This is a genomic window from Pseudomonas sp. Pdm06 (assembly GCF_014851795.1).
Lineage (GTDB): Bacteria > Pseudomonadota > Gammaproteobacteria > Pseudomonadales > Pseudomonadaceae > Aquipseudomonas > Aquipseudomonas fluorescens_AA.
This window is the reverse complement of sequence record NZ_JACVAH010000002.1, coordinates 662,039-676,632: the sequence shown is the minus strand read 5'-3', so window position 1 is coordinate 676,632 and position 14,594 is coordinate 662,039. Positions and strand designations below refer to the sequence as shown.

The following is a 14,594-nucleotide window of genomic DNA, read 5'->3' as shown; positions in this document are numbered from 1 at the left end:
CAGGGCTTCCAGGCCGGGGGCCGGCAGGGCGCGGCGGTCGAGCTTGCCGTTGGCGGTGAGGGGCAAGGCATCGAGGTGGACGAAGGCGCTGGGTACCATGTATTCGGGCAGGTGCTTGAGCAGGGTGCTGCGCAGTTGTTCGGCCGGGATCGGCTCGCCGCAGACATAGGCGACCAGGCGCTTGCTTTCCGACTGCCCGGGGTGGTCTTCCCGGGCAATGACCACCACTTCACGAACACCCGGGCACAACGCCAGGGCCGCTTCGACTTCACCGATTTCGATGCGCAAACCTCGGATCTTTACTTGGAAGTCGTTGCGGCCCAAGTACTCCAGGGCGCCGTTGGCGAGCCAGCGGCCGAGGTCGCCGGTCTTGTACAGGCGCGCGTTCGGCTCGGTGCTGAACGGGTCGGCGATAAAGCGCTCGGCGCTCAATTGCGGTTGGTTCAGGTAACCCCGGGCCACGCCGATACCGCCAATGTGGATTTCCCCGGCGACACCCAACGGTTGTGGTGCGCCACGGCCATCGAGCACGTACATCTGGATATTGGCGATCGGCCGGCCGATGGGCACGCTTTCGCCAGGATCACTGGCGCGGCACTGCCAGGCCGTCACGTCGATGGCCGCTTCGGTCGGGCCATAGAGGTTATGCAGCTCGATCTCTGGCAACTGCCGTTCGAAACGCCGTTGCAGGCTGCGGGGCAGGGCTTCGCCGCTGCACAACACGCGTCGCAGGTCAGGGAAGGCCTGCCCGTCATGGTGTTCGAGGAACAGGTCGAGCATCGACGGCACGAAGTGCAACATCGTGACGCTGGCCTGGCGCATCAGCCGGGCCAGGTAGTCCGGTTCCTGATGGCCGCCCGGGCGGGCCATGACCAGTTCGGCGCCGGCCAGCAGCGGCAGGAAGAATTCCCAGACCGACACATCGAAACCGAACGGGGTCTTTTGCAGCACACGGTCGTTGGCATCGACGCCGTATTCATCCCGGGCCCATAGCAGACGGTTGACCACGCCGAGGTGTTCATTCATCACCCCTTTGGGGGTGCCGGTGGAGCCGGAGGTGTAGAGCACATAGGCCAGGTGAGTGGGGCGCAGGCCAAGGACTTGCGGGTCTGGGTCGTGTTCGGGTTGAGCGGCCAGTTGTGCGTGATCATCGAGGGCCAGCAGCGGCGCACTCGAGGCTGGCAGCAGGCCTTGCAACGCCTGGCTGGTCAGTACGGCCCGCGGGCTGCTGTCGTCGAGCATGAATGCCTGGCGTGCATTCGGCAGGTCCGGGTCGATGGGCACGTAGGCCGCCCCAGCCTTGAGAATCCCCAGCAGGGCGACGACCATTTCCGGTCCCCGCCTCAGGCTCACGGCCACTCGGTCATCGGGTTTCACGCCCAGCTCGATCAGGCGATGGGCCAACCGATTGGCCTGGCGGTTGAGTTGTTCATAACTGAGCAACGGCCCGGTATCGCCGCGCACGGCACAGGCGTGCGGACGCTGCCGGGCTTGCTGTTCGAACAACTGGTGGATCAACACATCCCGCGGATAGTCGCGGGCCGTGGCGTTGAATTCGACTTGCACGCATTGCCGCTCGGCGTGGTTCATGAGCGGGTACTGCCCCACGGGCGTTGCATGCTGTTCCAGCACGGCCTCGAGCATCGAGACGATGCGTTGTTGCAGGTGTCGGGCCTCTTCCAGGCTGAAGTAGGCGGTGTTGAAGTTGAAATCCAGGTGGACGTCTTCGAACGGATGATAATCGCGCACGAAAATCGCCATGGGCGTCTGCTCGTAGCCGTTGTCCATGGTGATGACCGTGGACGAGGTGCCGCCGAACTGATCGTCGCCGTCCAGGCTTTCGAACGACAGTGACACGTCGAACAGCTGGCGACGCCCTGTCTGTGCCAGGCGCAGGGTGCGGTTGAGCTCGGCGATGGGGAAGCGCTGATGGCGGTAGCAGCGGCGCAGTTGCCCGCCGGCAGTGTGCATCAGGTCCAGCAGCGAGGCGTCGAAGTCGACGGGCAGGCGGATCGGACTGACCGAGGAAAACATGCCCGCGGTTTCTTTCGCCCGGGCAGTGGTGCGGTTATGCACCGGCATGCCGATGACGATTTCATCGACGCCCACGGTGCGGCAGAAATAGGTGGCGACCACGCTGATCAGCACATGGGCGACCGACAGGCTGCGTTCGCTGGAAAATTGCGTCAACGCGTTGTACAGCGCCCGGGGCAGCATCGCCTGGACCTGGGCGCTGGGGGCCAGCTCATTGGCCTGGCCTGTCTTGAAATCGGCCCGGCGCTGCAGCAGCGACGGCGGCATCTGTGTGTAGGTTTCCTGCCAGAACTGGCGGTCGCGCTCATAGCGGGACGAGGCCAGGTAAGCCCGGTCGTCTTCCAGGAACGACAGGTAGGAATGCCCTTGGGCGACTTCGTCGTTGCCGGCCAGCAGGGCATTGTAGGCCGTCCCCACGGCATGGCCGATCAGGGCCACGCCAATGCCGTCGGTGACCAGGTGGTGGTAGCGGGCGAGCCAGTAATGGCGGTTCGGGCCGCAGCGGACCATGCGTGCCTCCCAGAGCCGGCCCGTCAATGATTCAAAGGGCTGGCGAAAGGCATTGCGCAGATAGTCCATGGCCAGGCCGGCCTCGGCGTCGGCCTCGGAGAACTCCACCACCTCCAGGTTCACCTTGACCTCGGGCAGCACGCGCTGGCGGCCGGTGCCGCCTTCATGACTGAAGCTCAGGCGCAGGGTGTCGTGCCGGTTGGCGACCAGCTCGATGGCTTTCTCGAACAATGCAATGTCGATCTGGCCCTTGATCTCCAGGGACATGCCGATGTTGTAGTAGGGCAGGTCCGGGTGTGCGAGCTGATCCAGCCAGATGCCCTGCTGGACGGACGCCAACTCGTGGGACGCGGAGTCTTGGGTAGGCAACATATCGGTCGACGAATCCATTTCGGAGCACCTGCTTGCAGAATCGATTGAGGTTTTTCTCCGTTCGAATGGCAGTGGTGAAGGCCTGGACGACTGCCAGTCGGCGGAATCAATAGCCGTGGAGAAGGACATCGGGGGCGGCGCAAGGCGCTGGGTGCGATGGGGCGGCGAGGGCTGCGTTGCGAGCCGTCGAGGGTCCCGTCCTGCCGTTCGGCTGCGCCTGATATCCCTTCACAAAGTGAGAAAAAATTAGAGCATCCGCCTTGGGATGTCTGTCATGGGAAGCAGGGACAACGGCGCGGAACGTGGCTTTGCGGTGCTTGGGCGTGGTCGCGCGAGTCTGTTATACCAACGGCCCTGAGTGTGCTTGCGAGGGTCGAACATGCCATTAACCGCCGAATCGGACCGCCCAGCGACGAAGTTCTGGAGCTTGTCCCGCTTTCCCAATCACCCACAGGCAGGCGCGGTCGACGTGATCGATGCGCTGGCGATTTCCAAAGAGGAATTCACCCGCCGCTACGTCAATCGCAACCGTCCCTGCCTGGTCAAGAATGCGGTACGGCATTGGCCGGCTTTCCAGAAATGGCAACGCCTGGACTACCTCAAGGCGCACTCGCGCAACAGTGCGGTGGTGGTGCGCTCGCAGATCGTTTCCGAGGTCATCGGTTGGTCCAACCCAAAGGTCAAGGCCGAGCTGACCGAGTATGCCAACACGGTGTATCGGGAAATGCCGTTCCACCAGTTTCTCGATGACCTGAACGTGGGGGATTCGCCGTTGGTGGCCGACAGCTGCCGGTTCTCCGAAGGTTCGGCCATCGAGCCGATGAAGGAGGATGTCGGTGGGTTGCCTTTCATGCCGCAGTTGGGCAAGTCCCGGCACTACCCGCCCCATCGCAGTTTCCTGTACCGCAACTCCTATACCGATTGGCACTTCCATGTCGTCGACGAAACGTTCATGGCCCAGGTCGTCGGTGCCAAGGAAGTGTTGCTGTTACCGCCGGACGAAGCCAGTTGGCGGGCCTTGCGCCCGGTGATCGAAGAGGCGGGCTACCTGTACGACATCGACACCAGGCGCTTCCCTGGCACTCAAGCGTTGCGAGCGCTGCGTACGGTGGTGGAGCCGGGGGATGCGTTGTACATCCCGGTCTACTGGTGGCACGCCGTGCAATCGATGGACGATGAATTCGGCGCAACCGTCGCGGCGACATTCCCAACGCCCTTGCACGTCAGTGGCAACATCAGCTCGCCCATCGCCAGGCGGGTGTTGCGGACCTATCTGTTTTCCCGTTTTGCGCCGTTGATATTGGGCGCGGTGCTTTATTCCCTGGCCTATCGGCTGCTGGACAAGTTGATCGGTGTGGTCACGCCTCGCGATGTGCGCCCATGAGCGTGGGGAGCGGCCGCCGGGGTTTTGACCTGGGGCGCGGTTTCTATTTCCTCTGGTGCGGCGAGTCGCTGGCGGTGGTGGGCACGGCGCTGATGGAGTTCGCCCTGGGGGTCTGGGTGTACAACCATACTGGTTCGGCGGTGGCCTTCGCCAACGTGGTACTGGCGGCGACATTGCCGGCGGTGTTGTTCTTGCCCTTGGCGGGTGGGCTGGCCGACCGGATCAGCCACCGGGTAATCATTGTCTGTTGCGATGTGACCCTGGCGGTGCTGCTCCTTGGGGTCATGGCGCTGCTCTGGTTCGAACGCCTGGAGCCGTTGCACCTGTACATTTTCAATTGCCTGGCGTCGATTGTCGGCGCCTTTCGCAAACCGGCCTATCAGGCTGCTGTCAGTACGATTGTCGCCCCTGACAAGTTCACCCGGGCCTCGGGGTTGATCAGTATCAGCAAGAACGCGTCGGCCCTGGTGGCACCGTTGTTGGCGGGTGCGATCATGGCCAGTGCCGGGTTGGTGACGATCCTGGCGGTGGACCTGATGACCTTCTGCTCCGGCACCTTGCTGGTGATCAAGGCGTTCTCCCATGTGCGAGGGGCGCCGGGTCGTCAGGACGGCGGGCCCAAAGGCACGGTGTTTGGCGGGGCGCTGGGGAATGTCGCCGCGGCGCTGAAGTTCTTTGTCGCCGAGCGGCTGATGGCCGGGTTGCTGGTCTACACCATGATGCGCACGGCGCTGTTGTCACTGGCCACCTTGATGATGACGCCATTGCTGCTGTCGACCCTGGGCAGCCAGGCCTTGGGCATGGCCTACACCTGGGCGGCCCTGGGTGGGCTGGCGGGCGCGGGGTTGCTGATCTCGATGGGCAATCCACGCCGGTTGATGGCGCTGGTGGCGGTGGCCGATCTGTTGTTGGCGGGCTGTGTCGTTGCCTTGGGGCTGGTCTCGCAGACCTTCGCCTACTGCGCACTGGCCTTTGTCGCAATCACCATGGCGAGCATCGCCGACGCCAGCGTGAACTCGCTGTGGATGCGCAGGATCCCCGCTGGCAGCCGTGCCAGTGTGTTTGCGTTGATCAGCATGTTGACCATCGCCACCACCAGCCTGGCGGTGATCGTCGGCGGTTTCCTGGTGGATCACTGGTTCCAGCCAGCGCTGATGCCCGGCGGTCTTTATGCCGACTCGATCGGACGCTGGCTGGGCGTGGGGCCGGGGCGTGGTGTGGGGTTGCTGTTCGTGGTGGCCGGTGGGTTGTTCGCGTTCCTGCCATTGAGCGTCTTGCTGTATGGACCGATGCGTCGACTGGACGAGACCCCGGCGCCGGTGGCGGGGGCGCGGATGATCGAAACCCCCCAGGTCGAGCCCCTGTAATGCCGGTCGGCCCCGGTGTACCTGATTCCCGTGACAGACAGGCCAAGCCCGGTAGGTCAACCTTGGCAGGCTCTCCTGCTACGCCCTCTCATCCGGCGGACAGGACTATCTGGCATCGCCAGCGGAATCGACAACCTCAATAAAAGGAGTACCTATGCGCCCGTCGTTTTATGATCCCAGCCGTTTTCCGCAACTGAAGAACCTGGCCGACAACTGGGAAGTGATCCGCGAGGAATTTCTGGCCCTCGATGCGCCAACCCTGACGATCAACCGCGTGGGCAAGCAGATTGCCGAGATCGTCGAGGAGATCGACGCTCACATGGCGGCTGGGGGAGAGTATGGCTGGCTCTGGGGATGGGGTGACGACATGGATATCATGCCGGAGTGGACCCAATACGGCCTGGTGGCCTACGACACTCCGATCCCCTACGCCCGCGACGCCATGCCCGGGACCATCGAGCTGCTGAGCAAGATTCCCGGCATCAAGCTTTGCGCCCTATTGCGCATGGAACCCAACGTGTTCCTCGGTACGCATTCTCATACCGGCACTTGGGAAGAAGGTCTGCTGCACATGCAATTGACCATCGACGCGCCTACCACACAGAACTATGCCTACCTTAATGTCAACGGCAGCTTCAACCAGAGCACCAACGGTAACCTGGTGATTTTCGATGGCTCCCTGGACCACTTTGCAGTCAATGCGTCCAGGGCTCACCGTACTGTGCTGTACCTTGAGTTTCATCGTGAGAAGCACATGGTGGCTTGATGTGGAACCCTGTCACCGGAAAGATTGTGGACGGATGCTGAATCTGTGGGCACCGAAGAACCCATGTGGGAGCCGAGCTTGCTCGCGATGAGGGCGGCACATTCAATCCCGATGCCAGCTGACCCACTGCTATCGCGAGCAAGCTCGCTCCCACAATGGATTGTGGGTGGATGCTGAATCTGTGGGTACCGAAGAACCCAGGTGGGAGCCGAGCTTGCTCGCGATGAGGGCGGCACATTCAATCCCGATGCAAGCTGACCCACTGCTATCGCGAGCAAGCTCGCTCCCACAATGGATTGTGGGTGGATGCTGAATCTGTGGGTACCGAAGAACCCAGGTGGGAGCGAGCTTGCTCGCGATGAGGGCGGTACATTCAATCCCGATGCCAGCTGACCCACTGCTATCGCGAGCAAGCTCGCTCCCACAGTGGATTGTGGGTGGATGCTGAATCTGTGGGTACCGAAGAACCCAGGTGGGAGCCGAGCTTGCTCGCGATGAGGGCGGCACATTCAATCCCGATGCAAGCTGACCCACCGCTATCGCGAGCGAGCTCGCTCCCACAATGGATTGTGGGCAGATGCTGAATCTGTGGGGCCCCAAGACCCCATGTGGGAGCCGAGCTTGCTCGCGATGACGTCGGCACATTCAATCCCGATGCAAGCTGACCCACTGCTATCGCGAGCAAGCTCAGCTCCCACAGGTTTTGCACCGCGCCACGGCTGGTAAGTCAGACCACCGTCGATTCGAGGGTCGATTCCAGGAAGCGGAAGGCAGTGTGTTTCGAGCGATGGGTCGACTCGAAGAACGCCAGATGGCTGCCATTGCGCTCCACATGCAGCAAGGCGTCACTGATGGACTCGGCAATGTGCTTGGAACCACCAAGGTGGGTGGTTTCATCGGCGTCGCCGGCGACGACCAGGGTGGGCGCCGTGATCTGCTCCAGCCGCGACTTCAACTCAGTCTTGTTCAGCGCATCGTTGAGTCGCGCATAGCGATAGAACAGCTCTTCGTTGACATAAGGGTAGAGCGCCGCATGGGCGATGGAGTCCGGAATGGTCGCCAGGGTCGCCTGGTCCAGGAACAACGCCTGCAGGTCGCTGGCTTCGTTGCGGTCCACGGCGGCCGATTCCATCAGCCACTCGAAGTTCTGCTGGTGGGTGGTGCGCAGGCTGTCGTCGCCCAGGTTGTAATCGCCGTGCCACAGGCTCAGGGAGTTGACCCGGTCGGTGTGGATGGCCGCCGCGCTGAGGGCGATCACCGCGCCACCGCAGATACCCATCAAGTGCGCGCTTTGCAGGCCATAGTGGTTCATCACATTGATCAGGTCGCCCACCTGGGCATCGGTGTCCACGGACAACTGATCGAAGGAGGTGCAGGAACCGAACAGCCCGCGGGTTTCCCAGGTGACCACGAAGAACCTTTCGCTCAGCGCATTGAACCAGTCGCGACACAAGTCGAACGGCATGCCGCAGGGCAGGGCGAGGACGATGGCCGGGCGGTTTCGATCGGTGCTGGCATGCACCGACAGCGCCACATTGTCGCGGGTAATCAGGTGCAGTGTCTCGACCTCGGGCACGGCACCGCTGAAATCGAAGTGTCTGACCAGGCGCCCGAAGTCTTTGGCACTGTCGACATCGTCGAAGTGGTCATAGGCAAACTCGAGCGCCTGGCAGATTTTCTTGCTGATGAACATCTCGAAAGACGACAGCTGCGCCTCGCCGTCATGCACGTACTGCACGGCTTTGACGCCGATCCTGGCGAACGCGGTGCTGACCGCGCGTTCCGTGGCTCTCACGCTGGAGGAAGCCTGGTCGGGCGCCACATCACTGCCCTGGGCCAAAAAGCTCAGGCAGATAGGATCGGGCAAATGGATGGCAAGGTGCCTAAGCATCCTCACGGTCTCACACAGGCGCGTCGCTGCGTCGGTGGAAATAGTCATGGATTGGGGACTCCTGTCAGGCACGTTGCGCATGCCAACTGTCATATGGCATTGAAAAGATCAGACGGCTTCGAACTTCTTGCCTCGGGTCGTGTGGGTGACAAGGCGATTGTATTCAGGGGTCGTCTCGCCGATGACCTGCACTGCGCCGTACTTCTCAAGGCTGATACGTCCACCGTATTCCTCGATGTGGTCGGAGTCCGGGTAGATCTTCACGAACGACGGTACATAACGCGAGGCGAAGCCCATGCGCATGTCCTGGGACTCGCCGCTGTGGGGGTAAGAGGCGTGCATCAGGGTCGACCAGAAAATGATGAACTGGCCGGCTTTCATCTGCATGGGCACGGCGGAGGCTTCGTCGGGCTTCCAGTTTTCGTCGATCTGCAGCTGGCGATAGTCGTAGCCGAAGAAACCGCGCCTCACACCATCCTTGACCACCGAGCTGTTGTTGGCATCGGGATCGTAGGCCATGCGCTTGGTTTCGTCGTAGTTCATGCTGTTCTGGGTGCCGGGAATGAACTGCAGGCAACCGTTGGCGATGTTGGCGTCGGTGAAGGCGGTCCAGACGGTGATGGTGCCGCCGAAGTCTTCGTTTTCCGGCCAGAGAATCTGCGGCTTGCCCGAGGCGTTGGCGAAGGTGTCGGCCTGGTGCCAGTCGGTGCCTTCGTCGCCCGGGTATTTAGGGAAAAACTCGGTGCGCCAGCACAGCACGTCCGGGCCGAGGATGCTCTCGACGCGGTCGCAGATTTGCGGACGGCAGATGTGGCTGGCGAGGAATTCGTCGTCCAGGTGGCGATCGTAGTTGGCAATGTTGGTGCCGCCGGAGATCGCATCCAGATCCTGGTAGGCCGCGGCACTGCGGTCGAGCAGGCGCAGGCGGGTGCGCTTCCAGGTCTCTTTCATTTCTTCTGGCGAATAGGCGTCGAACGGTCCGATGAAGCCGTTCTTTTCAAAGGACGCACGTTCTTCCGGGGTCAAGGCGAATTTTTTGCTCATGAGCTTTTCCTTTTCGATCAATGGGCTTGAACAAGGGAGCGCTGGATACAGCCGGCCAACACTTTGGCGGTCGCGCCATCTGCCAGCACACCTGGGTCGAGGTTGACCCGGTAATGGGCCTTGAACGTGCTCAACGAGCGGATCAGGGCCAGGGAGGTGCCGCCGAAGTCGAAGAAATCATCGTTCAGGCCGATGTTCTTCAGGCCCATGTCGTCCGACCAGACCTTGAGCACGAACTGCTCCTGTTCGGTGAGGCCCGTGTCGCTGGCGTGGTCCACGGTCGAGGTGGCGGAATCGGGCGAGGGCAGGCGGCTCTTGTCGATCTTGCCGTGGTCGGTGACCGGCAACGCGGCCAGTGGGATGTAGACCGAGGGGCGCATGTAGTCCGGCAGGTTCGCGGCCACCTGTGCGGCCACTTCGCTGCGCAGCTGTTCGGTCCAGGCCGCTACGCCATGGGTCGGCACCACGTAGGTGACCAGGCGCCAGTCGCCATCGCCGTAATCGTGACCGGCCACGTGGGCGGCGGCTACGGCGGGGCTGGCTTGCAGGCACGCCTCGACTTCGCCCGGCTCGATGCGGAACCCGCGGATCTTCAGCTGTTCATCGCAACGACCGGCGTAGCGGTACTCGCCATCGTCTCCCAGTACCAGCAGGTCGCCGGTGCGATAGGCACGGCTCGAGGTGCCCGGCAGCTGGACGAAGCGTTCGGCGTTCAGGGCAGGACGATTCAGGTAGCCCAGGGCGACCCCGGCGCCTTCGATGTACAGCTCACCGGCGTTGCCTGGGGACACCGGTTGTTGATCGGCGTCGAGCAGGTGCAGGCGCCAGCCGTCCAGCGGCGCGCCGATGGACACCATGGCGGCGCTTTCCAGATCCTGGCCACGCACGCGTTTGAAGGTGGTGTGGACGGTGGCTTCGGTGATGCCGTACATGTTGATCAAGGCCGGCTTCTGATCGCCATGGCGCTCAACCCACGGCCGCAGCACGGTGGCTGGCAGTGCCTCGCCGCCGAACACCACATAGCGCAGGGCCAGTGGCGCACTGACAGAGCGGTCCGCCTCATCCAGGCCGCGGAACGCCGATGGCGTCTGGCTCAGGACAGTCACGCCCTGGTCGGCCAGCCATTGACGCGTGCCACTTGGCGAGCGCGAAACATCGTAGGGCACCACGGCGACGTGGCCACCGTGGGCGAGGGCGCCCCAGATTTCCCACACCGAAAAGTCGAAACCGATGGAGTGGAACATCGACCAGACGTCGTTTTCGGTGAAGGCGAACGAGCGCTGGGTACTTTCCAACAGGCGGCTGACGTTACCGTGCGCCACCAAGACGCCCTTGGGCTCACCGGTGGAACCGGAGGTATAGATGACATAGGCCGCGGCCTCGTCGGGGTTGCGTCGGTCGTTGGCGGGCAGCGGTTGCAGGGTCGGGCCGGCCAGCAATTCGGCCAGGGACAGGACGCGTACGGACGCGCTCGGCGGCAGTTCGGCGAGTTCACCGATCATCAGGCCCAGGCCGCTGTCGCGCACGATGTGTTCGACACGTTTACCGGGGTATTGCGGGTCGACCGGGACGTAGGCGCCGCCGGCCTTGAGGATACCCAGCAGGCTGATGACCAGGTCGACGCCACGTGGCAGGCACATCCCCACCAACATACCGTCCTGGACGCCTTCCTGGCGAAGCCTGGCCGCCAACTGCGACGAAGCCGTGTCGAGTTGTGCGTAGCTCAATGAGCGAGAGGCGTCGGAAACCGCGGTTCGCTCAGGGAATTCACGGGCCCGGGCGACGAATGTTTCATGCAGGAATGCACCGGGCGTGAGAGGGGCTGGCGCGGGATTGACCGATCCGCCAGTGTTCTTAATCGGCATGACTAACGCTCCTGTTAAATGCCAGGCACAGCGTGTTTGCATGTTGCGCAAACCGATGTGCTCGAGACGTCACTGCGACCCACGGCATCGTTTGCGGTACCTGTGCAATTCGCAGCTGACGCATTTCAGCACCGACTTCGTGTCGGCGTCTGTCGCGGGAAATGGGGACAAGAATTTGCCGCTCCGCAAACGGCTCAAGTAGACACCATGACCCCCTCTGTCCCGGTTTGCGGTGCCAGACATCACCGCGGATCAGTGTTTTTATCCTTGCCCGATGGTGGGGCGCATTGGTCCGGCCCTGCGACGTGGATCCGATGATCCGTGGTTCAGGAGTTATTCATGAGTCTTCAAACTGACGCATCGCCCGTCATGCCCGCTGACGGGATGGCGGATTCGCTTGTCTGGCCAGGTCACGGGGCCGGCGAATCGGTCAGGCTGTCATTGCTCGCCGACGGTTTGAGTTTGCCGGTGGTGATCGAACCGATCGAACCGGGGCTGGATCCTTCGCTGTGGGCCAACACCCATCGCGAGGCTATCGAGGCGTTGCTGTGTCGTCACGGCGCGGTGCTGTTTCGTGGTTTTGACCTCGGCTCGGTGCCGGCCTTCGAGGCGTTCGCCGAAGCCTTGTCGCCCGGGTTGCACGGCAGCTACGGCGACTTGCCGAAGAAGGAGGGCGGACGCAACGTCTACCGCTCCACGCCGTATCCCGAGCGCGAGATGATCCTGTATCACAACGAGAGCTCGCACCTGGAAAGCTGGCCGCGCAAGCAATGGTTCTATTGCGAGCAGCCGTCACGGGTTGGCGGTGCGACGCCGCTGGCCGACATCCGCCAAGTGCTGCAAAGCCTGCCGCCGCAGGTGGTGGCTCGGTTCGAACAAAAAGGCCTGATGTACAGCCGCACCTTTACCGCTGGCGTCGAGCCGAGCTGGGCATCGTTCTTCGGCACCAGCGACCGCGCGGCCGTCGAACAGCGATGCCGGGAACAGGGCACCGATTTCGAATGGCTCGACGACGAAACCCTGCAGGTGCGCACCCTCTGTCCAGCGGTTATCCAACATCCGGTGACCGGGGAGCGGGCTTTTTTCAACCAGGTGCAGCTGCACCATCCGTTCTGTCTCGGCGAGGAAATGCGCGAAGACCTGCTCGATATGTTCGGCGCCGATCGTCTGCCGCGCATGGTCAGTTACGGCGATGGAACGCCGATTGAAGACGACGTCATGGCGTTGCTCGGCGAGGCCTATGAGGCCTGTGCGGTCAGGTTCGCCTGGCGCAAGGGCGATGTGGTGATGCTCGACAACATGTTGGCCGCCCACGCTCGCGATCCTTACGAGGAACCACGCCTTATCGTTGTGGCGATGGGCGAAATGACCGCCCGGGGCGATGTATGGCGACCGGCGTGAGCCCTTTCGCGACTCCATTGAAGGATAGCAACCCATGAAAAAAGAGAAGAAAGCGAAGAAGCCCAAAGCGGGCTCGGTCATGCGCCTGTTGTGGCGTAACCATCCCTGGCTGACGCTCTTTACGTTGATCTGCGGTGTCATCAGCGGAGTGGCGTCCATCGCGGTGGTGAGCGTGATCAACGACGCTCTCTACAATGACGGCTCGCGCCTGCAGGCGCTGTACTGGTTCATCGGGCTCAGTGCCACGGCGCTGATCCTGCGCAACGGTGCGGCGTTGTTCCCGGCCTACGCCAGCATGCGGATCATGACGCGCTTGCGCATTGCGCTTTGTCGCAAGATTCTCGCCACGCCACTGGAAGAAGTGGACCGGCGCGGCCCGCCCAATGTGCTGACGATGCTGACCAACGACATCCCGCAATTGAATACGACATTGATCATCATGCCTACCATCCTGGTGGAGACGACGGTCTTTCTGTTCGGCATCGGCTACCTGGCCTACCTGTCGTGGGTCGTGCTGGCCTTGACTGTGTCACTGATGATCCTGGGGGTGGGGCTGTATCTGTTCTTCTTTTCCTGTGGCGTGCGGAACACCTCTCGTGTGCGGGACGAATACACCGCGTTCAATGAATACACCCACGCCCTGGTGTTCGGCCTCAAGGAACTCAAGCTCAATGGCGTGCGGCGTCGTTGGTTCGGTCGCTCGGCCATCGAGGCGTCTTCGACCCGTGTGGCGCGCTACAACTTCGTCGAGCGCCTGTGGTACACCGCTGCCGACAACGTTGGGCAATTCACGCTGTCGCTGCTGATCGGTTGCCTGCTGTTCGCCGCGCCCCTGGTCGGTGCCATCGAGCCGAAAATCATGACCGCCAGCGTCCTGGCGGTGTTGTACATCATGGGCCCGCTGTCGTTGCTGGTCGGGGCGATGCCCTTGCTGGCGGCGGGACGGGTGGCGTGTACGCGTCTTTCGGAATTCGGTTTCTCGATCAACGATCCGCACCCGGAGCCTATCGAGACCGACGTGCCCAAGGTTCATCTGCTGGAGCACAAGAAGTCCTGGAATCGCATCGAATTGAAAGCCGTGCGCATGCATTACCAGGAGCTGCACGCCGAGACCGGCTTCTCCCTGGGGCCCATCGACCTGACGGTGCAGGCCGGCGAGTTGATCTACATCGTCGGTGGCAACGGTTGCGGTAAAAGCACCTTGGCCAAGCTCCTCTGCGGGCTCTACATCCCCCAGGAGGGTGAGGTCCAGCTCGATGGCAAGCCTGTCACGGATGAAAATCGCAACGACTATCGCGATCTGTTCTCCGCGGTATTTTCCGATTTCCATCTGTTCAATCGCCTCATTGGCCCCGACGAAGAGGACGGCAGCCCGACACTGGCGAGCAAGTACTTGGAAACCCTGGGGCTGGCCGACAAGATCAAGATCGAAGGGCAGGGGTATTCAACCCTGAAGGCCTTGTCCTATGGCCAGCAAAAACGCCTGGCACTGGTGTGCGCCTACATGGAAGATCGGTCGGTCTACGTGCTGGACGAATGGGCCGCGGACCAGGATCCGCCGTTCAAGAAGTTCTTCTACGAGGAACTGCTGCCTGACCTCAAGCGTCGTGGCAAGACGGTGCTGATCATTACCCATGACGACCAGTATTTCCAACTGGCCGATCGCATCATCAAGTTGTCGGATGGCCAGATCGTTTCCGACATCAACTGCGCCCTGCGCGACAAGCGAGCCTGATGCCCATTCAGGCTCCATCGTCCGGCTTGCGATGTCGCGACAGGACTGCTGAACACCCGTGATAAACGCTTGGCATCCCCCCGGCAGACGTGTATCCGCCGCCGGGTGGCGATGCCATGCAAGAACGCTCCGATCGTTCGACCGACCCCATGCCGCGCTGGCTAGCCGCGCGGATTTGCATCAACTCCAGGCGTGCCTGTTGCATTCAACCCGGGCAGCACTGAC

Annotated in this window: 9 protein-coding genes; 5 read left to right on the top strand and 4 right to left on the bottom strand. The window is 62.3% G+C overall.

All coding sequences use genetic code 11. From position 1 onward, the window contains the following. The coding region (locus IB266_RS05740; RefSeq protein ID WP_225613418.1) for a non-ribosomal peptide synthetase at window positions 1-2,934 on the bottom strand (2,934 nt) is incomplete at its 3' end. 361 nt (window positions 2,935-3,295) lie between these two features. Between IB266_RS05740 and IB266_RS05735 the strand changes: the two genes are divergently transcribed. The 3 genes from IB266_RS05735 to IB266_RS05725 all read left to right on the top strand — a co-directional run bounded on the left by IB266_RS05735 (window position 3,296) and on the right by IB266_RS05725 (window position 6,433). Continuing rightward, the gene (locus tag IB266_RS05735; RefSeq protein ID WP_192260510.1) at window positions 3,296-4,300 is read left to right on the top strand and encodes a cupin-like domain-containing protein; all 1,005 of its coding nucleotides are present in this window, start codon (window positions 3,296-3,298) and stop codon (window positions 4,298-4,300) included. Continuing rightward, window positions 4,297-5,667 (top strand): MFS transporter, encoded by a 1,371-nt coding sequence (locus IB266_RS05730; protein ID WP_192260509.1) that lies wholly within the window; start codon window positions 4,297-4,299, stop codon window positions 5,665-5,667. Before IB266_RS05735 ends, IB266_RS05730 begins: the two co-directional genes overlap by 4 nt. A gap of 154 nt (window positions 5,668-5,821) precedes the next feature. Further along, window positions 5,822-6,433, top strand: a complete 612-nt coding sequence (locus IB266_RS05725) for an aspartyl/asparaginyl beta-hydroxylase domain-containing protein (RefSeq protein WP_060742635.1) — start codon at window positions 5,822-5,824, stop codon at window positions 6,431-6,433. 727 nt (window positions 6,434-7,160) lie between these two features. Here the strand turns inward: IB266_RS05725 and IB266_RS05720 are convergent. From IB266_RS05720 to syrB1, 3 genes are read right to left on the bottom strand one after another with little or no spacing between them, the layout of a single operon-like run. Then, window positions 7,161-8,372 (bottom strand): alpha/beta fold hydrolase, encoded by a 1,212-nt coding sequence (locus tag IB266_RS05720; protein ID WP_192260508.1) that lies wholly within the window; start codon window positions 8,370-8,372, stop codon window positions 7,161-7,163. A gap of 60 nt (window positions 8,373-8,432) precedes the next feature. Further along, window positions 8,433-9,368, bottom strand: coding sequence for a syringomycin E biosynthesis L-threonyl-[L-threonyl-carrier protein] 4-chlorinase SyrB2 (gene syrB2 / locus IB266_RS05715; RefSeq protein ID WP_060742633.1), 936 nt, complete (start codon window positions 9,366-9,368; stop codon window positions 8,433-8,435). A 17-nt stretch (window positions 9,369-9,385) separates the two neighbouring features. Then, complete coding sequence (syrB1, locus tag IB266_RS05710) at window positions 9,386-11,233, bottom strand: syringomycin E biosynthesis L-threonine--[L-threonyl-carrier protein] ligase SyrB1 (RefSeq protein ID WP_192260507.1); 1,848 nt, start codon at window positions 11,231-11,233, stop codon at window positions 9,386-9,388. A gap of 339 nt (window positions 11,234-11,572) precedes the next feature. On the opposite strand from syrB1, the gene IB266_RS05705 reads away from it, so the two are divergent. Next, the gene (locus tag IB266_RS05705; protein WP_103309111.1) at window positions 11,573-12,634 is read left to right on the top strand and encodes a TauD/TfdA family dioxygenase; all 1,062 of its coding nucleotides are present in this window, start codon (window positions 11,573-11,575) and stop codon (window positions 12,632-12,634) included. Window positions 12,635-12,668: 34 nt separating this feature from the next. Beyond that, window positions 12,669-14,369, top strand: a complete 1,701-nt coding sequence (locus IB266_RS05700) for a cyclic peptide export ABC transporter (RefSeq protein ID WP_060742630.1) — start codon at window positions 12,669-12,671, stop codon at window positions 14,367-14,369. The last annotated feature ends 225 nt before the right edge of the window (window positions 14,370-14,594 follow it).

What these genes read in the sequence shown, in the direction of transcription:
- IB266_RS05735 (WP_192260510.1), top strand. Translation starts at nt 3,296, where the DNA reads ATGCCATTAACCGCCGAATCGGACCGCCCAGCGACGAAGTTCTGGAGC.
- IB266_RS05730 (WP_192260509.1), top strand. Translation starts at nt 4,297, where the DNA reads ATGAGCGTGGGGAGCGGCCGCCGGGGTTTTGACCTGGGGCGCGGTTTC.
- IB266_RS05725 (WP_060742635.1), top strand. Translation starts at nt 5,822, where the DNA reads ATGCGCCCGTCGTTTTATGATCCCAGCCGTTTTCCGCAACTGAAGAAC.
- IB266_RS05720 (WP_192260508.1), bottom strand. Translation starts at nt 8,372, where the DNA reads ATGACTATTTCCACCGACGCAGCGACGCGCCTGTGTGAGACCGTGAGG.
- syrB2 (WP_060742633.1), bottom strand. Translation starts at nt 9,368, where the DNA reads ATGAGCAAAAAATTCGCCTTGACCCCGGAAGAACGTGCGTCCTTTGAA.
- syrB1 (WP_192260507.1), bottom strand. Translation starts at nt 11,233, where the DNA reads ATGCCGATTAAGAACACTGGCGGATCGGTCAATCCCGCGCCAGCCCCT.
- IB266_RS05705 (WP_103309111.1), top strand. Translation starts at nt 11,573, where the DNA reads ATGAGTCTTCAAACTGACGCATCGCCCGTCATGCCCGCTGACGGGATG.
- IB266_RS05700 (WP_060742630.1), top strand. Translation starts at nt 12,669, where the DNA reads ATGAAAAAAGAGAAGAAAGCGAAGAAGCCCAAAGCGGGCTCGGTCATG.